The 22,420-nt window shown below is 33.8% G+C and carries 17 protein-coding genes; 10 read left to right on the forward strand and 7 right to left on the reverse strand.

The genetic code is table 11. The features are described 5' to 3' along the window. Positions 1 to 73 precede the first annotated feature (73 nt). The 4 genes from BN349_RS01055 to addA all read left to right on the forward strand — a co-directional run bounded on the left by BN349_RS01055 (position 74) and on the right by addA (position 8,924). The gene (locus BN349_RS01055) at positions 74 to 718 is read left to right on the forward strand and encodes a TVP38/TMEM64 family protein (protein ID WP_019240413.1); all 645 of its coding nucleotides are present in this window, start codon (positions 74 to 76) and stop codon (positions 716 to 718) included. A gap of 1 nt (position 719) precedes the next feature. Further along, on the forward strand, positions 720 to 1,274 hold the full coding sequence (gene lepB / locus BN349_RS01060; RefSeq protein WP_019240414.1) for a signal peptidase I: 555 nt from the start codon (positions 720 to 722) through the stop codon (positions 1,272 to 1,274). A 419-nt stretch (positions 1,275 to 1,693) separates the two neighbouring features. Next, complete coding sequence (gene addB, locus BN349_RS01065; RefSeq protein WP_019240415.1) at positions 1,694 to 5,197, forward strand: helicase-exonuclease AddAB subunit AddB; 3,504 nt, start codon at positions 1,694 to 1,696, stop codon at positions 5,195 to 5,197. Further along, positions 5,190 to 8,924, forward strand: a complete 3,735-nt coding sequence (gene addA, locus BN349_RS01070) for a helicase-exonuclease AddAB subunit AddA (protein WP_019240416.1) — start codon at positions 5,190 to 5,192, stop codon at positions 8,922 to 8,924. The genes addB and addA overlap by 8 nt, the downstream gene beginning before the upstream one ends. A gap of 236 nt (positions 8,925 to 9,160) precedes the next feature. Here addA and BN349_RS01075 read toward each other — a convergent pair whose 3' ends face one another. From BN349_RS01075 to BN349_RS01100, 6 genes are all read right to left on the reverse strand, one after another. Further along, positions 9,161 to 9,379, reverse strand: coding sequence for a spore germination protein (locus BN349_RS01075; RefSeq protein ID WP_019240417.1), 219 nt, complete (start codon positions 9,377 to 9,379; stop codon positions 9,161 to 9,163). A gap of 57 nt (positions 9,380 to 9,436) precedes the next feature. Continuing rightward, the gene (locus tag BN349_RS01080) at positions 9,437 to 9,832 is read right to left on the reverse strand and encodes a spore germination protein GerPE (protein ID WP_019240418.1); all 396 of its coding nucleotides are present in this window, start codon (positions 9,830 to 9,832) and stop codon (positions 9,437 to 9,439) included. Positions 9,833 to 9,838: 6 nt separating this feature from the next. Further along, positions 9,839 to 10,018, reverse strand: coding sequence for a hypothetical protein (locus BN349_RS01085; protein WP_019240419.1), 180 nt, complete (start codon positions 10,016 to 10,018; stop codon positions 9,839 to 9,841). Between the two features lie 2 nt (positions 10,019 to 10,020). Beyond that, entirely contained in the window at positions 10,021 to 10,626 is a 606-nt protein-coding gene (gene gerPC / locus BN349_RS01090; RefSeq protein WP_019240420.1) for a spore germination protein GerPC, read from the reverse strand. Positions 10,627 to 10,705: 79 nt separating this feature from the next. After that, positions 10,706 to 10,900 carry a spore germination protein GerPB gene (locus BN349_RS01095; protein ID WP_019240421.1) on the reverse strand — a complete coding sequence of 65 codons (195 nt, stop codon included), beginning with the start codon at positions 10,898 to 10,900 and terminating at the stop codon, positions 10,706 to 10,708. 24 nt (positions 10,901 to 10,924) lie between these two features. Continuing rightward, positions 10,925 to 11,146 carry a spore germination protein gene (locus BN349_RS01100; protein ID WP_019240422.1) on the reverse strand — a complete coding sequence of 74 codons (222 nt, stop codon included), beginning with the start codon at positions 11,144 to 11,146 and terminating at the stop codon, positions 10,925 to 10,927. Positions 11,147 to 11,343: 197 nt separating this feature from the next. Here BN349_RS01100 and BN349_RS01105 point away from each other — a divergent pair, with 197 nt between their 5' ends. The 5 genes from BN349_RS01105 (at position 11,344) to BN349_RS01125 (ending at position 19,036) form a co-directional block, all read left to right on the forward strand. Next, entirely contained in the window at positions 11,344 to 12,936 is a 1,593-nt protein-coding gene (locus tag BN349_RS01105; RefSeq protein WP_019240423.1) for a long-chain-fatty-acid--CoA ligase, read from the forward strand. Positions 12,937 to 13,084: 148 nt separating this feature from the next. Continuing rightward, positions 13,085 to 14,272 (forward strand): DUF418 domain-containing protein, encoded by a 1,188-nt coding sequence (locus BN349_RS01110; protein ID WP_019240424.1) that lies wholly within the window; start codon positions 13,085 to 13,087, stop codon positions 14,270 to 14,272. A gap of 248 nt (positions 14,273 to 14,520) precedes the next feature. Then, positions 14,521 to 15,429, forward strand: coding sequence for a fumarylacetoacetate hydrolase family protein (locus BN349_RS01115; protein ID WP_019240425.1), 909 nt, complete (start codon positions 14,521 to 14,523; stop codon positions 15,427 to 15,429). Positions 15,430 to 15,527: 98 nt separating this feature from the next. Next, a complete protein-coding gene (locus BN349_RS01120; protein ID WP_019240426.1) occupies positions 15,528 to 15,884 on the forward strand; it encodes a YisL family protein in 357 nt (118 codons plus the stop codon). 233 nt (positions 15,885 to 16,117) lie between these two features. Beyond that, positions 16,118 to 19,036 (forward strand): EAL domain-containing protein, encoded by a 2,919-nt coding sequence (locus tag BN349_RS01125; protein ID WP_019240427.1) that lies wholly within the window; start codon positions 16,118 to 16,120, stop codon positions 19,034 to 19,036. 395 nt (positions 19,037 to 19,431) lie between these two features. Here BN349_RS01125 and BN349_RS01130 read toward each other — a convergent pair whose 3' ends face one another. Continuing rightward, positions 19,432 to 20,001, reverse strand: a complete 570-nt coding sequence (locus BN349_RS01130) for a DUF2777 domain-containing protein (protein ID WP_019240428.1) — start codon at positions 19,999 to 20,001, stop codon at positions 19,432 to 19,434. Between the two features lie 322 nt (positions 20,002 to 20,323). Here BN349_RS01130 and asnB point away from each other — a divergent pair, with 322 nt between their 5' ends. Next, a complete protein-coding gene (asnB, locus tag BN349_RS01135) occupies positions 20,324 to 22,171 on the forward strand; it encodes an asparagine synthase (glutamine-hydrolyzing) (RefSeq protein WP_019240429.1) in 1,848 nt (615 codons plus the stop codon). Positions 22,172 to 22,420 lie beyond the last annotated feature (249 nt).

Below are 22,420 nucleotides of genomic sequence, written 5' to 3' on the forward strand. Positions count from 1 at the left end.
TTTAAGTAGGTTTTATAGGATATTCGTACCAATCGACTTAGAAGGAAATTCAGCTGATATTAAGGAGCTTCTTATGGATCTAGATAGTTTGAAAGAATTAATCACACAAGATAATATTTTAAAACTAATTGAGAGTTATAAAGCTTTTGGACCAATTCCAGGTATTTTACTTCCTTTTGTTGAAGCTTTTTTACCTTTTCTACCATTGTTTGTTTTTGTAATAGCTAATACAAATGCTTTCGGTTTATGGATTGGTTTTCTTTTAACATGGATTGGGTCGTCATTGGGGGCTATCATGGTGTTTCTGGTCGTTAGAAAGTATGGCCATACGAAAATCCTTTCTTTTATAAAACGAAATAAGCAAGTAACGAAATTAACGAAATGGTTAGATGTTCATGGGTTTGGACCGATGTTTATTATGCTTTGCTTTCCATTTACTCCTTCTGCAGTAGTTAATATAGTAGCTGGTTTGTCTCGAATTAGTCGCGTGCAATATACATTTGCAGTGCTCGCAGGTAAATTAGTTATGATTTTCACTATAAGCTTTGTTGGACATGACTTACAAGCACTACTTACGAAGCCAATGAGAACAGCTATTGTGTTAGTTGTTATTTTTATTCTTTGGTATGTTGGAAGAAGAATAGAAGTAAGCTTAAATAGAGACATTGAATCTAAAGTGAAAAAAAGACAGAGAGAAAAGGAAAGCGTGGAGGAATAGAGTGTCTGAAAGTAAGAAAAACATACTCGCTGAATGGCTGAAGGCTGGAGTATTGGGCATCATTCTTATTTTATTTATTCGAACTTTTATTTTTTCGAGTTATGATGTAGATGGTATATCTATGCAACCTACACTTCAAGATGGAGATAAATTGATTGTAAATAAATTAAGCTATGAGTTCAGTAGTTTCTCTCGTTTTGATGTGATTGTCTTTCATCACTCAAGTGATGAAGATTTCGTAAAGAGAGTAATTGGACTTCCAGGGGATTCTATTCAATATGAGGATGATCAACTAATAGTGAACGGCAAAAAGATTGAGGAACCATTTTTACCAAAAAAGCATCATCTTTTATTAGGACAAAAAGAAACGGGAGATTTTAGTTTGAAAGAAATTACTGGCAAAGATCGGGTTCCGGATAATTGTTTATTCGTTATGGGAGATAATCGTTTAGGTAGTTTCGATAGTAGACATTTTGGATTTGTTTCAATGGATCAAGTTGTGGGAAAAGTAAACGTACGCTATTGGCCCTTAGATGAATTTTATATAGAACTATAACGAGGTTAACGGGCGATTAGATTCGATCTGTTTACCTCGTTACTTTATGTAAGAGAGGAATGGTTATTTAGCTAGACCAATTTATAAAAGGTGTTTTAAATAAGTTAGCTGAACAAGATCTTTTTAAGAGGGATTTGATTGAAGCGTAAGGGAGAAACTCTTGTGAGAGGACTCCACAGGTGCTTACGTCGTGGAGGTTCACAGACAGTTTCGTAGAAAGAGATCATCGTGAAGGGGATTCTAATTGATACTTATACTTTTGTTATTAAGTAACAAAGATTGTGAACAGGAATGCGTGTTTACAAATAATAATATATAACACTTGATCGTCTGTATATCATAAGTAACTCGAATGAAAAGGCGTTTCAAGAAATAAGATAACATCTAAAGACAATAAATGGGTAGAGGGAGCTGTAATTGTGTCATTACAATTTATTATGGGTCGTGCTGGTACGGGTAAGACATCTTGGATTATGAATGAAATTAAAAGTAAATTAATTGAAAATCCAGGAAGAAACCCTATTATTTATTTAGTTCCAGACCAAATGACCTTTCTTTCAGAATATAAAATTGCAAGTGATGAAGAACTTCAAGGAATGATTTCTGCACAAGTTTTTAGTTTTACACGATTAGCATGGAGAGTTTTACAAGAGACAGGTGGAATGAGTAGGACTCATCTGACTAGTACTGGTATTAATATGATGATTACGAAAATCATAGAAGAAAAGAAAGATGAATTAAAGTTGTTCCAACGTTCTGCAAGCAAAACAGGATTTGTGAGTAGTATGGAAGAGATGTTAATCGAGTTCAAACGATTTTGTATATCACCTGAGCAATTGAAGGAAACAATTCATGAAAAAATAACTCAAGAAGATGAGCATAGTTTTAAAGATAAGCTACATGATTTAGAAATCATTTACTCTGAATTCGAAAGAGCTCTATTCGGAAAGTACATCGATTCAGAAGATTATTTGACTCTTTTAGCAGAAAAAATCTCGGACTCTTCTTATCTTAAGGAAGCTGAAATTTATATAGATGGTTTTTTTAGCTTAACACCACAAGAATTATTAGTTGTTCAAGAGTTATTACAAAATTGTAAAAAAGTGACGATATCTTTGACTTTAGATCAATCGTTCCGCCAAGGACCACCTCATGAATTTTATTTGTTCGGTATGTCAGCAAGGCTATATCATACTATATACCAATTAGCTATCCAATCTCAGATCGAGATTAATGAGGATATTATTTTAAAGGAAGTTTGGAGGTTTCAAGATAATACGAGTCTGGCTCATTTGGAAAATAATTTTAATATTAGACCAGCAATTGAATATAAAGGTGATAGTGATGTAACGGTTATTACTGCATCAAATCGACGCTCTGAAATAGAAGCGGTTGCACGTGAGATAGCCTATTTAGTTAGAACGAAAGAATGTAGATGGAAAGATATTGCACTTCTTGTTCGAAATGGCCAAGCTTATCATGATTTAATCGTTACCATTTTTCAAGATTATCAAATACCTAACTTTATTGATGGCAAAGAAACGATGCTACATCATCCTCTTATAGAGTTGATTCGTTCTAGTTTAGAAATTATTCATACAAATTGGCGTTACGAGCCTGTATTTCGAGCGATTAAAACAGAATTATTATATCCTTTAGGAGCAAATAAAACAGCTTTACGTGTACAGGTAGATCAGCTTGAGAATTATGTTTTATCCCGTGGTATTAAAGGGGATGCATGGACGAAAAAAGATCGTTGGAAATATAGAAGATTTAGAGGACTTGAATTAGAAGAAAAAGGACAAACAGATCAAGAAAAGGCCATTGAGAATGAATTAAATGATTTGAAGGTATTGTTTTCTGAGCCTCTCAATCGTTTGAATAAACGCTGCCAAAAGGCTAAAACAGGGTTAGATTATTGTAAAGCCATTTTCTTATATTTAGAGGAAATTGCAGCTCCTGAAAAACTTGAACAGCTACAAATAAAGGCGGAAGAAAAAGGAGATGTTTTGACTTCTAGACATCACGATCAAGCTTGGAAGTCAGTTGTTGATTTATTAGATCAATTTGTAGAAACCATGGGCGGTACGACATTAACTACTAAACAATTTGCGACAATTATTGATTCAGGTTTACAAGCAATGAACTTCTCTCAAGTGCCTCCTGCAATTGACCAGGTATTAGTGGCTAACCTTGATTTGTCTCGTTTAACCGATATTAAAGCAGCATTTGTCATTGGATTAAATGAAGGTGTACTACCAATGAAGGCTAATGAAGAGGGGATATTATCAGATTCTGATCGTCAAACCTTAAATAAGTTAGGGATGGAGGTAGCACCTAATTCAACCGTTCGTTTACTTGATGAAGAATTTGTCGCTTATAAAGCATTTACAACTGCTTCAGAAAAGCTTTATGTTAGCTATCCATTAGGAGATGAAGAAGGTGGTTCTTTATTACCATCTCCTTATATAAAGCGTATTAGAGAAGTGATAGCAAATGTAAATGAAAAATATGCACTAAATGAACCTAGTGTAGAAACGGAAGAAGAGCAACTGCTGTATATGGTAAATAAAGATGTGGCACTTTCTTATTTAACATCAATGTTACAGATGAAAAAAAGAGGATATCACGTTGATAATATTTGGTTCAGTTTATACAACGATTTATTAGATTCAAAAAAATATCAGGTACAACATGTCTTAAGCAGTATATTCTATGAGAATATCGCTCGAAAACTATCTAGTGATACATCTAAACAATTGTATGGGACACATATGAAAGCAAGCGTATCTAGAATGGAAAAGTATAATAGCTGTGCTTTTTCTCATTTTGCATCACACGGTCTTAAGCTAAAAGAGCGACAGATTTATCGTCTGGAAGCCCCAGATATCGGAGAGCTGTTTCATGGTGCTTTAAAGATTATTTCAGATAAACTTCAGCAGCAAAATATATCTTGGTCTGCTTTAACAAAGGCAGAATGTCAGAGATTAGCTAATATTGCTGTTGAACAACTAGCACCAAGACTACAAAATCAAATTTTATTAAGCACAAATCGTCATCATTATATAAAAAGAAAGTTAGAAAATGTTATTAGTAGAGCATCAATGGTATTAAGTGAACAAGCGAAACATAGTGGTTTTGCTCCTATTAAATTAGAGCTTGGATTCGGATTTGGTGATGAAGGCGGGCTACCTCCTCTCACTTTTACATTGGCTAATGGCGTGAAAATGGAGCTGGTTGGTAGAATTGACCGCGTAGATAAAGCGGTGCATGGTAAGGAAGTGTTTGTAAGAATTATTGATTATAAATCTAGCACAAAAGACGTGAATTTAGATGAAGTGTATTATGGATTAGCTCTACAAATGTTAACGTACCTTGATGTTATAGTATCTTATGCTAGTCAATTAGTAGGGACAAATGCACATCCGGCAGGGATGCTTTATTTCCATGTTCATAATCCGATTATTAAGGCGAATGAAATGATGGATTTTGATAAGATTGAAAAAGAAATTTTTAAGCAATTTAAGATGAAAGGCTTACTGTTAGAAAATCAAGATGTCCTTCAGCTTATGGATGATCATTTAATTATTGGGGAAAGTAGTAAATCTGATATTATTTCTGCTTCATTCTTGAAAAATGGTAACATTGGTAAAACATCTAAGGTGGCAAGTGAAGAAGACTTCAAGTTATTGAGGACTCATGTTCATACAATCTACGAAAAAGCAGGAAATGAAATAATGGATGGACACACTATTATAAATCCATATAAATTAAAAGATCGTATACCTTGTACGTTCTGTTCATACAAAAGTGTCTGTATGTTTGATAGTGCATTGGAGGAGAATCAGTATCGTGTATTACAGCCTAAGAAAGCTAATGAAGTAATGAGTAGTATTATTGGAAAAGAGGAGTGTTATGAGTAAAACAACTATACCGCAAATGCCAGCTGATTTAACATGGACGAGTGATCAATGGAAAGCTATTTGGGCTAGTAATCAAGATATTCTAGTAGCCGCTGCCGCTGGTTCTGGTAAGACAGCCGTATTAGTTAATCGAATTATTTATAAGCTCCTATCAGAGCAAACGAATGTGGATGAGTTATTGGTCGTTACTTTTACCAATGCTTCTGCTGCAGAAATGCGACATCGAATAGCAGATGCACTAGAAAAAGCAATTAAGGAAAATCCGACATCTCAGCATTTAAGACGACAGTTAAGTCTCATTAATCGTGCTTCAATTAGCACACTACATTCTTTTTGCTTAGAAGTGATTCGAAAATATTATTATGAAATTGATATCGATCCTGGTTTTCGTATTGCAGATTCAACAGAAGCTGAATTATTAAAGGATGAAATGTTAGATGAGCTTTTGGAGGAGCAGTATGCCATTGAAGAGAATGAAGGATTCTTTCGACTAGTAGATGCATTTAGTAGTGATCGTAATGATATTGAATTACAAAATATTGTACGAGCTTTATATAGCTTTTCTAGTTCGCATCCATATCCTGAGCAATGGCTAGACGAAATGATTTCTATGTATGATATCAATGAGGATACCACTATTGATTCTTTATTATTTGTAAAAGAATTGAAATTTTATATTGAATTACAGCTTTCACAAGCAAAAGATTTTATAGGTGAAGCTTTACAATTAACAAAAGCTCCTGGTGGTCCAGCAACTAGAGCAGAAACATTTCTTTTAGATTTAGCTTTAATTGAAAAACTAGAAGCAGCAAGTTCTGAGACGTGGGAAACAATGTATGAAGCTATGAACTCTGTGAAGTTTTCAACATTAAAAAAAGCGAGTAAAGATGTAGATGAAGAGTTAGACAAACGTTGCAAGAAGCTCAGAGATTCAGCAAAAAAGATTGTACAAGGGTTACAGGAAGAACTTTTTGCAAGAAAACCAGCTAGCTATTTGAAAGATATGGTTGAAATCAAAGAATATGTTGAAATGCTTGTACAGTTAGTTAAACAATTTAGAGAGAAATACGCTGTAGAAAAGAAAGAAAAAGGAATTGTAGATTTTTCGGATTTAGAGCATTATTGTTTAGATATTTTAACGATAAAAGAAGAGGATGGCACGATACGTCCGTCTTTAGTAGCTGATAAATATCGTAATCAATTCCAAGAGGTTTTAGTTGATGAATATCAGGATACGAATTTAGTACAAGAAACGATCTTGAAACTAATTAGCTATGATAGTGAAGCTGATGGCAATATGTTTATGGTTGGTGACGTAAAACAATCCATCTATCGCTTCCGACTGGCTGAACCAAATTTATTTCTTGGAAAGTATGTTCGATTTAGACATGATGGTGAAAAGGGCGGCTTAAGAATCGATTTAAACCAAAATTTTCGTAGTAGAAAAGAAGTATTAGATGGAACCAACTATATATTTAAGCAAATAATGGGGGTAAATGTTGGTGAAATTGAATATGATGAGGATGCTGAATTAAAAAAAGGAGCTCCTTATCCTGAAGAGGAAAGCTATCCAATTGAAGTTCAATTTATTGATCAAAGTAATGATTTTGCTGCAAATCTTGAAGATGAAGGAGATTCTTTTGAGGGGGAAGATCTTGAAAAAGTTCAACTTGAAGCAAGGTTATTAGCTAAATCAATAAAAGAAATGATTTCTAGTAAAAAGGTTATTACTGATTTAAAAACAGGTGTAAAGCGTGCGATTACTTATCGGGATATCGTCATTCTGATGCGCTCTATGACATGGACACCAGAAATTATGGAGGAATTCAAACAGCAAGGTATTCCTGTTTATGGAAATCTGTCTTCTGGTTATTTTGAAGCTACAGAGGTAGCTATTATGATGAATTTATTAAAGGTCATTGATAACCCATTACAAGATATTCCTCTAGCCTCTGTACTACGATCACCAATTGTCGGGCTTAATGAGGAACAATTAGCGCAAATCCGTATTAGTCATTCTTCAGTCTCTTTCTTTGAAGCTTTACAAAGCTATTGGGAAGAAGGAGAGACGGAAGACAATCGCTTATACTATCACAAGCTAGATCAATTTGTTCAATCATTAGAAAACTGGCGAGAACTTTCTAGGCAAAAGTCACTGTCGGATTTAATTTGGCAATTGTATCGAGACACGAAGTTTTATGATTATGTTGGTGGAATGCCTGGAGGTAAGCAGCGTCAAGCAAATTTAAGAGCATTATTCGATCGAGCTCGTCAATACGAAGATAGCTCCTTCAGAGGCCTATTTCGCTTCCTACGATTTATTGAAAGAATGCAGGATCGCGGAGATGATCTTGGAGCAGCTAGAGCGTTGAGTGAGCAAGAAGACGTTGTTAGAATTATGACGATTCACTCAAGTAAAGGTTTGGAATTTCCAGTTGTATTTATTGCAGGTCTTTCAAGGCAGTTTAACATGATGGATTTAAAGAAAAATTATTTACTCGATAAGGAATATGGTTTTGCTTGTAAATATACGAATCCAGAGCTACGTATAACCTACCCATCACTACCTCAAATTGCCTTTAAAAAGAAGAAACAACTTGAAATGATTGCAGAGGAAATGAGGGTCTTATATGTAGCACTCACAAGAGCAAAAGAAAAGCTCATTTTGATTGGTACATTAAAGGATGCAGAAAAATCCATTGAAAAATGGAAAAATGTACAGGGGTATGAGGATTGGTTGTTAAAAGATTATATCCGAGCAAATGCTAAAAGCTATAGTGATTGGATTGGTCCTGCTTTAGTTCGTCATGAGCAAATGAAAGAAATATTTGCAATGGGTTCAAATCATTCAACAGATATTACTTCCCATTCATCGTGTTGGAAAATGAATATCATAGATACTTCTGAGTTACAACAAGAAGTAAATGTCGAGGAACAAATAGATCAAAGTATTATTGAATCCATTAAAGCATTAGATCCAATTGATGTAGAGTCATCCTATTCAGAGCAAATAAAGCTACAGTTGAATTGGACATATAATCACCATGCTGCAACCACTCATTTATCAAAACAAACGGTAACAGAATTAAAACGACAAGTCGAAATCAGTGAGAGAGAGAATTCTTTACAGTTAATCCCTCAAAGGAAAAAAATCTATAGTCGTCCAGCCTTTATGCAGGAAGAGTCCATATCATCAGCTGAAAAAGGAACGATTACACACTTAGTGATGCAGCAAATTGATGTGAGAAAACCAGTTACGGTGGAAGTATTAGAAGGTTTGAAGCTTGATTTAGTTCAAAAAGAATTTCTTACTGTAACGCAGCTTGAAGCTATTAATAACGATGAAATTCTCCGCTTCTTTGAGAGTGATATAGCTCAAAGAATGCAAAAAGCTCATACTTTACATCGAGAGGTTCCATTCAGTATGGCTATACCAGCAAGTGAAGCATATAGTGATTGGAATGGCCCAGAAGAAACCGTTTTGGTACAAGGGGTTATTGACTGTTTATTCGAAGATGAGCAAGGATTCGTTTTGCTTGATTACAAAACAGATCGTATTACAGAACGCTTTACAAATGGTTATCAAGAAGCACAACCTATTCTAAAAAATCGTTATAAAGTGCAAATAAATCTCTATACAAAAGCTGTAGAAAGTATTCTAAAAGTAGAATTAAAGGAAAAATATCTATACTTCTTTGATGACGGTGGACATCTAATGGAGATGTAAGAGTCCTAAAAGAGGAACTGGTTTTACATCAAATTTTTGATGGACATAGAAAAGGGCTTACAAAGGTCGTAGCAGCTTTTTTTAGAAGTAAGTATACGTTTGAAAAAAGCATTGTTAAAATACTAGATAATGTAAAGTTCATAGGGGTCATCTAAAAAGGGATGAAAAATCTCTTTTTAGATGGCCCCTTTTGTATTTTATAAATAGGCTAGTATGACAAGCTATTTCTATACTTTTTAATTATTCCCCACAATAGGTTGGTCAATTAAATTGGTATCAAGTGTATTGTTCACACTTATTCCGTTATTCGTAATAATAAATAAGCCTGTATTTGTTGTTCCTGATCCCGTTACTTGTTTACTAGATGACTTAGGAGAATAAACTAAGGCATCACCAAATTGAATGGAACCACCGGTAATGCTTCCCACTTGAATGGGTCCTACAATTGCAGGCATGCTTTCATTCTCCTTTCATAGTTATCTTAAAATTTGTTCGATATTTATAATCTCTGTTTAAATTTTTTTGTTACTTTCATGAGATGACAAATCCAAATGTCGTATATTATCTACCTGTGAAATCATTCTTACATGGTCACTGTTTCCGACGGCTAGAATAGATGCTGCAGAGACAACGCCAATATCAATCCAATCGACAAAAATTTTATTCTTTTTATTAAAAGTAGTAGTTGTAAAATTTTCAAATATAGTTGGAAAAGGGGGAATAGGAGAAAAATTGGCAAGATCTGTTATTTCCTGTTCTTTCTTTTGAGTGAAAATGTGTGCTTCATGCTGTTCTGCTAAAATAATCGTTTGCCCATTAATATATTTTGTATCGCCAATTTGCAAATTGGATGAAAAAAGGATACTGGTTACTTCGATAAAATTTACTTGTGACGTCCGAGATAACATAACTTATTATCCTTTTGGAGCAAGTGGTACTAGTGGTCCTAGAATAAGCGATTCTGGTGGCGTATCAAAAGAAGAAGCTAGTTGAATGGTTTGTGAATCACCAACTAATAGAAGCGATGAACTGGAAATACTAAGTATGTCAATCTTCCCAACACAAAGATTTTCATTTGTTACATGATAATTCATAATTACATTCCTTCCGTATTTTGATTTAGATTGGATAAAAAGGATCGAATGGCCTGCTCAATGTCAGTTTTGATTTGTTCTGCGATTCGTTCTTTATAAGCATCATGTCTTTCGAGTGATTCATTGTAAGGGAATTGTTTGAAATAGTATTGAATCCGATTATGAAGTTGTTTGTATAAATCCTCTTTTATAAATTCGTCGTATTGTCCTTCGAATTTAACACCCATTTCACTTTCAACTCGAGATATAATGTCTGCTAAATTTTGATCGATAAATTTGATAACATCTTCTGAAATTTCTTTAGATAACTTAGTTCTTGTTTGTGTGGTAAAAGGTATTGGGTAAGGTTGGTCTGAAACTGTAAAATCACCGAGCTCCTGAACTTCGGCAGGATTTAGACCGATATTTAAAGTCCCATCTAACTTTTCTATTTTTAACTGATCAAATTTATACTCTATTTTTTCAATATTCACAGGAGCTTTGGCTTCAAACTCTTTCAGTTTATTATTTATAGCAATGAGTTCAGCTTCAAGTGCTGCAATTCTTCTTTCTTGGTTTTCAAGATATTTTTTCATCTCCATAGCATATGTGTAAAAGTCATTATTCATAATACATTCACCTTCGTTCAAAGTAGGATAATAAATAGTTTATGTTACAAGTCGATTTAGGTGAATGCCTATAGATATATTAAGAAGTTTTTGATTGAACTACTAGCGGCCCACCTATAGGTTTAGGAGCAATTTCAGTATATTCTCCTGTATTAGCTAGTGTTGACAGAGATTTAATAATACCGGCACTTCCAATTTGGAAGACAGAAGAGTTGCTAATACTGGTAATTTTAATACATTGAATGTGAACACTTTGGTTTACATAGAAATTCATTGTCTTCCTCCTTCATTTGAAATATTATACATTAAATAAAATTGGTTGATCTGTTCCATCATTGTCATAAACAATTAAGTGACTATTGCCATTATATACAGATAGATTTTCACCCGTATTAAATGAGCCTGCTCCGGCAAAAGTTTTCGAAGTTGAGATTGGGGAAATTTTAAATACATCACCAACGTGAAAAACACCGCTACCACTAATATTTACAACTTGTATGGCACCTACGATTGCTGGCATGACATCCACCTTACTTAAACTAATTTCTATTATGTTATGAAAGATCAATGGGATTGTGCGTTATTAGCCTATAAATCTTCATTTTACTAGTGGTTGGTCCTTTTAATTGAGTAAAACTTTACATTGTTAAATATTTGAATAATATGCTAAAATATTACTTATATAGTATTTTTTTACATTCGAAGGGTGGGGGATTTATGATTGTACCATTAGTTGTAACAGACTTTTTGGACAGAGCGGTTAAACTTTTTGGGGAAAAAGTAGCCATTTATTCAGAAGACAGAGCCTTTACTTATAATGAACTGAATAACCGTATTAACAAGTTATCACATGGTTTAAAGCAGTTAGGTGTTGAAAAAGGGGATCGAGTTGCTTATTTAGCACCGAATACTATTGAAATGTTAGAAGGATTTTATGGGGTATTTCAGCTAGGAGCAATAATGGTGCCATTAAATACTCGTTTAAAGCCGGATGATTATTTGTTTATTCTTAATCACAGTGAATCAAAAGTGTTATTAGTTGATCAAGATTTATATCCATTAATAGTACCGATAAAAGATAAGTTAGAAACGATTGAGCATATTGTTGTGCATTATAAAGATACTGAAACAAATGAGCTTGATTACGATCAATGGATTGAAGGCTTAACTGGTGAAAGCTTTAATCGGGCAGAAGTTGATGAAAATGATGTTTGTTCATTATTATATACGAGTGGTACAACAGGAAATCCAAAAGGAGTTATGCTAACGCATCGTAATAATTATTTGCATGCTTTTAGTACAATGCATCATTTAAGAGTGAGCGATAGAGATACATATCTTCATATTTTACCAATGTTCCATGTTAATGGGTGGGGAGCACCGTTTTATTACACGTTAAATGGAGCCACTCAGATTTTCTTGAAGAAAGCAACACCTGAAGCAATATTTAAAATGATTGCAAAGCATAAAGTATCTATTATGCATATGGCACCGACTGTATTAAATGGTTTATTACAATACTATGAAGCTGAAATTCCAGTTATTGAACAAGACATACGTGTTGTCTTAGCCGGTTCAGCACCACCGCCTGCATTTGTGACAAGAGTAGAGAGGGAACTTGGTTGGGAATTTATTCAAGTGTATGGAATGACAGAATCAGCTCCATTAAGTCTTGCATCAACGGTACGCTCACATTTATCACATTTACCTATTAGTGATCTATATAAAATGAAAGCGAAAGCAGGACATCCTATGTGTGGAAGTGATGTACGAGTCATTAATGAACAAGGTGAAGAAGTGGAGAAAGATGGTAAACAAATAGGAGAAGTTGTAGTGAGAAGTCATGGTGTCATGAAAGGCTACTGGAAAAATGAAGAAGCAACTTTAGCAACGATTCAAAATGGCTGGTTGCATACGGGAGATATGGGGACAGTCGATGAGTATGGAAATATCGATATCGTTGATCGTAAAAAGGACGTTATTATTTCAGGAGGAGAAAATATATCTTCCATTGAGGTTGAAGGAAATTTATATGATCACCCTGATGTATTAGAAGCAGCTGTAATAGCCGTTCCTCATGAAAAGTGGGGAGAGACACCTCATGCTTATGTTGTACTGAGACCAAATCAAACGGTGACTGAAGCTGACTTAATTGCATTTTCAAGAAATTCGTTAGCACATTTTAAAGCGATTACAAGCGTAACATTTGTGGACGAGCTACCTAAAACAGCATCTGGAAAAATTCAAAAAGTACAATTGCGTAATACGTATTGGGAAGAGCATGGTAAAACAGGTAGATTCGTAAACTAATAGTATATCTATTGGAAAGAGAGTGTCTTATATCGCAGGATATAACCTCTCTTTTTTTATACTTACTGAAAATAACTAGTTAAAAATTATTAATTTTCTAACATTTCGAGTTATAATTGGATAAAGAATAGTAGAATGGAGGAGAGAAGTGAAAAATTCGATGATGCCCATAAAGGAAAATGACCGAATTGTTTCATTAGATATATTAAGAGGAATGGCTATTCTAGGGATTTTCTTAGTGAACATGCCTTCGTTTTTTAGTCCGATACTATATTTAAATCCTAAAACATATTGGACTAATACAAGTGACACTGTTTTATATGCGATTGTTGATATTTTTGCACAGGCAAGTTTTTATCCATTATTTGCTTTTTTATTTGGTTATGGAGCTATGATGATGGCAGAAAGGGCCGCTTTGAAAAATCGATCATTTCCTCTAAATTTCACAAGAAGATTATGGTTCTTATTATTGTTTGGATTAATTCATGCTTTTTTTGTATGGCATGGGGATATTTTAATTACATATGCAATTACTGGACTAGGGTTGTTACTTTTTTATAAACGTAAAGGAAAAACACTAATTATAACAGGTCTATTACTATATGTGATTCCGTTTACCTTATTGGTTTTGTCTTCACTATTATTGGACCAGGAAGAATTAATGAGCATCTTATATAATCCAGAAGCTGTAATACAGTCTGTACATGTGTATAGTGAGGGCAGTTTTATGGAAGTAATGAAGCAACGTTCTACAGATTGGTTATTTGCGAACGATCCAACTGCTATATGGCTATTACTAATAAATATATTGCCCTTAATGTTGATTGGAGCAGGATTCGCTAAATTAAAATGGCTTACAAATATTAAACAATATAAAAAACTTTTAATGTGGTTAATGGTTATTAGTTTTGTAGGTGGAATGCTTCTAAAAATTCAACCCTATATAAATGGATTTAGCTATACGAACATGCTATCACAAGATCAATTTGGTGGACCGTTATTGGCTTTGTTTTATATAACGAGTGTAGCCTTATTATTGGAAAGAAAGAGAGTTAGTCGTTTTATGAAGCCGCTTGCTAATGTCGGTAGAATGTCCATTAGTAATTATCTATTTCAATCTCTATTATGCACCACTCTTTTTTATTCTTATGGTTTTGGACTTTATGGAAAGATTTCTTACACTTTAGGGTTTTGTTTAGTCATTGTTATTTATGCAATGCAAATACTCATAAGCAAATGGTGGATGAAGCGATTTAATTATGGGCCAATTGAATATTTATGGCGCTTTGGTACATATGGACAAAAGCCTGTTTTTAAAAGAGTTAGAAGTAGATAGATTTTATTATTTTTCTAAGTGGCTGTTTTCTAATAGATTGTTGCTTATCAATACGTTTAATGGGTGAATAAAATCAATGGATAACAGGACGGTTGATTGGAGCGAAAGGTGAGACCACACAGGCAGTATGTGGTGTGTAGAATCACCGTGCGTCCCTTGGAAAGAGCAGAATTCAGCCTATACTCATTCTTTGTTAATAGGCAATGAATTTTCGAAAACAGTCTTCTAAATAGAAAGGAAGATTAAGAATGAAATTTGCAACTGTAGAATGGAAGAATGGAAATATTATTGTTTTAGAAAATTCCAAAAATGGAATGTTATTAGATGTGATAAGAGCCGCTAATGTATTTTATAAGTATAATCATACTCTTCCAGAAACAATGCAAGAAATAATTGAAGGTGGAGAAGAAATTATTTCTTGTATTAAAGAGGTGGAGAAATGGGCAGAATCAGAATCTGTTGAAGAATCCTTTTGGTTGGATAAAGAACAGGTGATTTGGAAAGCTCCAATCCCTCGACCATTGAAGAATATATTTTGTGTAGGAAAAAACTATGCTGATCACGCTATTGAGATGGGAAGTATAGCGGATATTCCTAATGATGTTATGCTTTTTACAAAGACACCAACAACTGTAATAGGTCATAATGCAGTAATCCCTAGTCATGCTGATATTACAGAACAAATGGATTATGAGGGAGAGTTAGCCGTTGTAATTGGTAAAAAAGGAAAAGCTATTAAAAAAGAGCAAGCAAATGAATATATATTTGGTTATACAATCATTAATGATGTCACTGCGAGAGATATCCAAGCCCGTCATAAGCAATTCTTTTTAGGTAAAAGCTTAGATGGAACCTGCCCAATGGGGCCATATATTGTTCACAAGTCACAGATTTCTGAACCAGTTGAATTACAGGTGAAGACTGTGGTAAATGGTGAGCTCAGACAAGATGGGAACACAAAACAATTTATATTTTCAATCCCTGAGATTATAGAAGTTATTTCAAAAGGGATGACTTTAGAGCCAGGTGATATTATTGCAACAGGAACACCAGCTGGGGTCGGAAAAGGATTCAATCCGTCAAAGTTTTTGCGAGCAGGCGATGTTATTGAAATTACAATTGAACAAATCGGTACTCTTTGTAACAAAATAGACTAATATTTTACAATATATAGATAGTGATAAGCTAATTAATAGGAATAGAATATTGCTTATGTTATGATGTAGACGAATATTTGTAGAGAGGAGAATTTCTCATGACTCATATGCATATAACAACTTGGGTAATAGCTGTTATTTTATTAATAGTAGCTTCGAATTTACTGAAAAAAGGCGATCAAAAAGCGTATAAAATGACACATATGACATTAAGACTAGTTTACTTATTAATAATATTGACTGGTGGTCTCATATTAATGCAGTTAAGCAATATTAATGGTGAGTATATTGGTAAAGCTGTTTTAGGAATCGTAGTGATTGCCTTAATGGAACTAGTACTAGTTAACATGAAAAAAGGTAAAAGTGTTAAAGGTTTAACAGTTGCATTTGTTATTGTATTTGTTTTAACAGTTGCAATGGGACTTCAATTACCATTAGGATTGAACTTGTTCTAATAGAAAAGAAAAATAAGCTAATTGTTAAGTGTCGCCGGCTTTTACATAGGAAATGGTGTTTTAGCCAGTGTTCATTATGAAAAAATGCCTATGTTTTTATTACAATTTTACAAACTTTCAGGAAAAAACCACTAAAAAATTAGTGGTTTTTTCCTATTTTTTCACATATTACAATTTATTTATGATATTTTAAGAGATGACAAGCGTAGAATTTTTTTGAGTGGTGATAATCATTGGCTAAATCTCTAAATTATCTTTATACAGATGTAGAAAGTTTGAAGCAATTTATTGTACGAGAAGAACTTTCGGAATATCCCAATCTTTTGGTTCAAATCTTTTCAGGGATAAGAGATCAGAAGCTATTGTCTACCCTATTAGTAAATTTAAAAGAGAATCTTCCTCTTGGTGTCATAATCGGGTGTACGGCTAATGGAGAATTAGCTGATGGTCAAATGTACGAGAAGGAAATTGTAATATCTTTTACAATTTTTGAAAATACGGAAATAAAACAGAGAGCTTATAGAAGTAAAGATTTTTTAAACAGTGAAGAATTAGGAAATAGATTAATTAGCCATTTAGGAAGAAATGATGCTAAGGTCATATTTCTTTTGTCGGCCGGCTTAGAACAAAGATTGTCGCAGGTCATGAATGGGATAGTAGAACATGGGCACGATATTGTTATTACTGGTGGTATTGCAAGTCCTATTGATAATCAAAAACCAATGGTTTTCACGGAGAATGAAATGATTGAGGATGGTGTTGTAGCAGCCGTATTATCAAACAACGACTTAATCGTATCGACATATGACGATCAGAAATGGGCTTCAATAGGGAAAATGTTTTCTATAACATGTGCAAATAAGAATATTGTATATACTATCAATGATAAAAAACCTATACATATTTTCGAGAACTATTTAGGGAAGTATTTCACTGAATCTATTAAGAATCACAGTTTAGAATTCCCATTGATTATTGTTAGAAATGGCAAAGAACGGATTGTTTACATTCATAAGCTTCTATCAAATGGCGCAGTTGAACTAAGTGAAAAAGTCTTTGAAGGGGATTCGCTTGCATTTGCTTATGTAAAGCTAGATGAATCTATACAGCAATCTAAGAAGATGATGAAAAAAATGTTGAAAACGCCAATTGAGACCATATTTATTTATCAAGATCTTTCGAAAAAGCACTTATTAAAGAGCTTTGCACAAGAAGAATTACGATTATTATCTAATATAGCAAATCACAGTGGTTTTTTATCTAATAATTTATTTTTTAATAGTATTTCCAAAGATTACCCAAATGCTTTTAAAATAGCTTCAATGATTTCTATGTCTGAAAATACCGTTGTTCATGAACGTAAAGTGAATACATTACGTTATAACATGACCGCTGAAATGAGAGCTTTTATGGTTCTGTCCCAATTAATGAAGGAAACGACCAAGGAAATAAAATTTCTACAGAAGGAATTGGTGAATTCAGATCAGTATTTTACTTCCTTTTTTGAATATAATACAGATTTCGTCTATTTAGCAGACGTTAAAGGAAAGATAACAAGAGTTAATAAAAGTTTTATGGAACTAACTTCGGATGCTCAAACAAATATTATGGGGCGGTCTGTGTTAGATATTCTCAAGATAGAAGATATATCGAAAGCAAGAATGTATTTCAGGAGAGCTGTGAAAGGAAAGTATCAGCAGTATAAGATTGATATACAATCGAATAGCGGTGAAATACAATATTTTCAGATTAAGAATATACCTATTATCATAAATAATGAGGTAGTGGCTGTTTATGGAATAGGTCGTAATATAAGTGATCAAAAACGAATTGAGGATCAACTAGTCGAACTTTCTTATTACGATGCACAAACAGGCTTACCTAATCGATCAAGATTCACAGAATTATTAAAAGAACATTTGAGCCGTTCACACAAGAAAAAAAGAGAATTAGCTGTTGTTTTTATTGACGTGGACCGTTTTAAAATGATTAATGATAGCTTAGGACATGAAGCTGGAGATGAAATTTTAAGAGAACTGGCTAAAAGAATAAAAAATAACGCTCCTTTAGGTACATATGTGGGAAGATTTGCTGGTGATAAATTCGCCTTAATCATAACGAAAAACGTGTGTGTAGAACAAATTCAGAAGATTGTTACAAACATAAAATCCACATTAGAAAAAACGCTTGTTTACAAAAATCAAGAATTTTACATCACTTCAAGTTCAGGTGTTTCTATGTTTCCTGAAGATGGAACAGATTCAGAAAGATTATTAAAAAATGCAGATCTTGCAATGAATCGTGCCAAGTCTCAGGGAGGAAATCAAATAAAGTTCTTTTGTAATGAAATGAATAATGAAGCTATACAAAGATTAGAGCTAGAAAGCAGCCTGCGAAAGGCGATGCATAATCAAGAATTTTATTTATGCTATCAACCATTAGTTGATTTGAAATCTGGTGAAGTATACGGAAGTGAATCATTAATTCGATGGCAGCATCCAACCAAAGGGCTAATTTCACCTGGAGAGTTTATCCCCTTAGCAGAAGAAACGGGGCTTATTGAAGAAATTGGTACATGGGTGTTATATACAGCTTGTAGGCAAAATAAAGAGTGGCAAGAGCAGGGCTTGGGGGATTTAGTCATTTCGGTAAACGTATCGGCCCATCAATTTCAACAGCCATCTTTTTTAGAAAAAGTAACAAATGCATTAAATGAAACAGGATTGGAAGCAAAATATCTACACTTAGAATTAACAGAAAGCGTTATGATTAGCGATTTAAGTTATAGTATTTCAATAATCGATGAATTGCATCTTCTAGGTGTTAAAGTATCTATTGATGATTTTGGTACAGGATACTCTTCATTAAGCTATTTGAAAAGTATGCCCATTGATTATTTGAAAATTGACCGCTCTTTTATTAATAACTTAAAGGAAAACACGTCTGAGATTGCAATCGTTAAAGCAATTATTATGATGGGATATGGTCTATCAATGAAAGTTATAGCAGAAGGTGTAGAAACGGAAGAGCAAATTGAATTATTAAAAGAAATGGATTGCCATTATGCTCAAGGATTTTATATTAATAAACCACTAACAATTGAAGCTTTTGAAAGAAGGCTTTTAGATCAAAAGATTGTAAATGAACAATGATCGACTACGTATAAAGAGAAGGGAGTCCAAATAAATGATGGACACCTTTTTAAATTCCATATTACTCTTAATATCAAGCAAAGAGCACAAAACGTAAAGAAGTAGACAATATAAAGATAAGGCCTCTGAAAAGTGATAAAAATCCCTTTTCATACAGCCTTATCTTTTATTTAGTCTTTTTTCTAAAAGTTTTTTGTTTTCAAAGTTAAGAAAATGGTTGGTTGAAAGTGTGTGTAAGGTGGGAGACTCCTACTGAAGCAGCTGAACAAGATGAGTCTCCACAGGGCTTTGTGACAGGGAGGCTTACCGGACGTCCATTGGAATGCGAGCATCCTGGAGTGTCATTTCATTTATACACACTACTCGTTAAATCCAATAATAAAAGGACCTTTATATTAGGAAATAGGATTTAATTTTTCAATGACAATCCGTTTTCCTGTGTTTTGAGTAAATTCAAAACGATCATGTTCTTTCTTAGAATATACAAAATGATGTTGAACAGAACAAACACATATCCCATTGTCAAAGGTAAAAAAATTGACGCCGCTACAATTCTTTTTGTCACGTAAAAAGGCAAGCTGATTGTAGCCATAAATACAATCGTAAATAGAGAATGAAAGCGAATTTAATGTCATAATAAATTGGAAGAAAGAATCATCATTTAGCTCTTCTAATAATCGCTCAAATGCATATTGTAAGTTTTTTTTAATTCTCACAGGTTCTTGGTGGATTAAGAAGATGGACTCTTTTTTTATTGTAACCGTACCAGTGTCGGATAAAAATCCTTTTCTCCACCTATTTCCTCGATAAATTTCTATTTCACTATTCACATACTCTTCTAATGGATATGCTTCATCATTTTCATCATTAAAGAATACCCATTGATCATTAATATATTCAACAATACCTGATGTAAAAGCTCTAGATTGGTGTCTAATTAATTCAGTTCTTTGCTGATTATTCATTTTATACCCTCCGGATGCAAAAATATCATGCTCTCATAGATAAACAACTATTTATTTTAGTTTTTAAGTATGATAAAGGCTTTCAGCGTTGGCCTACAATGTGAAAATGTAATCGCTAAGATTGGATTATTTTCTATTGTAATGAATGTAAAAAATTTCAAATGGGACATTAACACATCTTTCCCTTTTGCATAGGCTATTACACGTAATAAGAATATAAAGCTCGAAAAAATTTTAGCTGAAATCGTGCAGCACAACATCGGTGAACATATATGTGAACCAGTGATAGGTAACAGATACAACTTTGGAAAGGGTGATTGTTATGTGTGGAATCACTGGTTGGGTAGATTTTTCACGTAATTTAATGAATGAAAAAGAAACTGTCGTGACGATGGCAGATAAATTAAGTCTTCGAGGACCAGATGAGAGCGATGTGTGGAGTAACCTACATGCTTGTTTTGCTCATAAAAGATTAACAGTTGTTGATCCAGAGGGTGGCAAGCAGCCAATGACTATAGAGAACTCTCATGGTCGTTTTACCATTTGCTATAATGGTGAGCTGTACAATACAGAAGATTTAAGAAAAGACCTGTTATTAAAAGGATATTCGTTTAAAGGTCATTCTGACACTGAAGTTTTACTTACTTCTTATATAGAATGGAAAGAAAGGGCTGTAGACTATCTTAATGGCATTTTTGCATTTGCCGTTTGGGACCATAATGAACAAATATTGTTTCTAGCTAGGGATCGCTTAGGGGTAAAGCCTTTATACTATCGTGAAGAAGGTAAGGGTTTATTATTTGCATCAGAAATAAAAGCTATATTAGCATTTCCTACAGTAAAAACAGAAATTGACCGAGAGGGTTTATCTGAATTGTTTGGTTTGGGTCCTTCTCATACACCTGGCAAAGGTATATTTAAAGGAATTAAAGAGTTGCGCCCGGCACATGCACTGAAGTTATCAAGAGAAGGGTTAAAAATTTGGAGATATTGGGATGTTAAAAGTGAAAAGCATCACGATGGTCTAGAAGAAACAGCTGAGAAGGTACGTTTTTTTGTAAAAGATGCGATTGAAAGACAACTAGTTTCTGACGTTCCTCTTTGTACGTTACTTTCTGGAGGTGTTGATTCTAGTGTGATTACAGCCATTGCGGCTTTAGCTTATAAAAAAGAAGGAAAGCCTAATCTTCATACGTATTCTATCGATTATGAGGACAATGATGTGTATTATAAAAGTAATGCCTTTCAACCGAGTGCAGATGGCCCGTGGATTGAAATGGTATCTCAGGATCATCAAACCATTCACCATCGTTGTATTATTTCACAAGAAGAATTAGTGGATGGTTTACGGCAAGCTGTTTTGGCAAAGGACCTACCTGGAATGGCGGATATTGATTCGTCTCTCTTATGGTTTTGTAGGGAGATAAAGAAGAATTTTGTTGTTAGCTTGTCTGGTGAATGCGCCGATGAGATTTTTGGTGGTTATCCATGGTTTCATTCCAACGATTTAAATTTGGATAGCTTTCCTTGGATTCGTTCCGTTAAAGAACGTTCTTTCTTTTTAAAGGATTATTGGAATGAAAAATTAAAAGTAGAAGAATATGTTCGAGAACGCTATAAGGAAACGTTAAATGAAACTCCGCTGTTAGAAGGAGAAACACATATAGAAAAGCAAAGAAGACAGTTGTTTTATAGTAATATGCATTGGTTTATGACCAATTTATTAGAGCGTAAGGATCGTATGAGTATGGCTGCTAGTTTAGAAGTACGCGTACCATTTGCTGATCATAGACTAGTAGAATATGTTTGGAACATACCGTGGGAAATGAAAATGACAGGAAACAGAGAGAAAGGCATATTACGTAAAGCGATGGAAGGCATATTACCTGATGAGGTACTATATAGAAAGAAAAGTCCATACCCTAAAACACATCATCCAATATATACAGAGAAGGTAACCAGTTTATTAAAAATAGTTGTTGATAATCGAGGGAGTGCTCTTCATGAGTTTTTTAAAAAAGATCAATTAGAACAGTTAATTGCCTCAGAAGGAAAATCCTTTACTACCCCATGGTTCGGTCAATTGATGAGTGGGCCGCAATTATTAGCCCATTTAGTACAAATGGAAATCTGGTTTCAAGAATATAATATTAATTATGTTGAATCCTAGTAAAAATGTAGTGAAAAAGGCTAAATTTGAGAGATTGTTCTAAAAGCGATTTTTCTTTTTAAGAAATGTAAAATAAACGAACAAAGCAAGTGTTTTCAAAAGGCGCTGTATGAAAATATTGTTGCTAACGACTAAACAAGAGAGACATTTTAACTGTCTCTCTTGTTCCGCTAACGCACCCGTTCGTATTATAAGGTTAGCCAATGTTATATTGGTTGACCTTTTTGTTTAGTTTCTAGAATATGGATA

This window comes from Bacillus sp. AP8, assembly GCF_000321185.1.
Taxonomy (GTDB): domain Bacteria; phylum Bacillota; class Bacilli; order Bacillales; family DSM-1321; genus Bacillus_AD; species Bacillus_AD massilioanorexius.

What these genes read in the sequence shown, in the direction of transcription:
- BN349_RS01055 (WP_019240413.1), top strand. Translation starts at nt 74, where the DNA reads ATGGATCTAGATAGTTTGAAAGAATTAATCACACAAGATAATATTTTA.
- addA (WP_019240416.1), top strand. Translation starts at nt 5,190, where the DNA reads ATGAGTAAAACAACTATACCGCAAATGCCAGCTGATTTAACATGGACG.
- BN349_RS01075 (WP_019240417.1), bottom strand. Translation starts at nt 9,379, where the DNA reads ATGCCTGCAATTGTAGGACCCATTCAAGTGGGAAGCATTACCGGTGGT.
- BN349_RS01080 (WP_019240418.1), bottom strand. Translation starts at nt 9,832, where the DNA reads ATGTTATCTCGGACGTCACAAGTAAATTTTATCGAAGTAACCAGTATC.
- BN349_RS01085 (WP_019240419.1), bottom strand. Translation starts at nt 10,018, where the DNA reads ATGAATTATCATGTAACAAATGAAAATCTTTGTGTTGGGAAGATTGAC.
- gerPC (WP_019240420.1), bottom strand. Translation starts at nt 10,626, where the DNA reads ATGAATAATGACTTTTACACATATGCTATGGAGATGAAAAAATATCTT.
- BN349_RS01095 (WP_019240421.1), bottom strand. Translation starts at nt 10,900, where the DNA reads ATGAATTTCTATGTAAACCAAAGTGTTCACATTCAATGTATTAAAATT.
- BN349_RS01100 (WP_019240422.1), bottom strand. Translation starts at nt 11,146, where the DNA reads ATGCCAGCAATCGTAGGTGCCATACAAGTTGTAAATATTAGTGGTAGC.
- BN349_RS01105 (WP_019240423.1), top strand. Translation starts at nt 11,344, where the DNA reads ATGATTGTACCATTAGTTGTAACAGACTTTTTGGACAGAGCGGTTAAA.
- BN349_RS01115 (WP_019240425.1), top strand. Translation starts at nt 14,521, where the DNA reads ATGAAATTTGCAACTGTAGAATGGAAGAATGGAAATATTATTGTTTTA.
- BN349_RS01120 (WP_019240426.1), top strand. Translation starts at nt 15,528, where the DNA reads ATGACTCATATGCATATAACAACTTGGGTAATAGCTGTTATTTTATTA.
- BN349_RS01130 (WP_019240428.1), bottom strand. Translation starts at nt 20,001, where the DNA reads ATGAATAATCAGCAAAGAACTGAATTAATTAGACACCAATCTAGAGCT.
- asnB (WP_019240429.1), top strand. Translation starts at nt 20,324, where the DNA reads ATGTGTGGAATCACTGGTTGGGTAGATTTTTCACGTAATTTAATGAAT.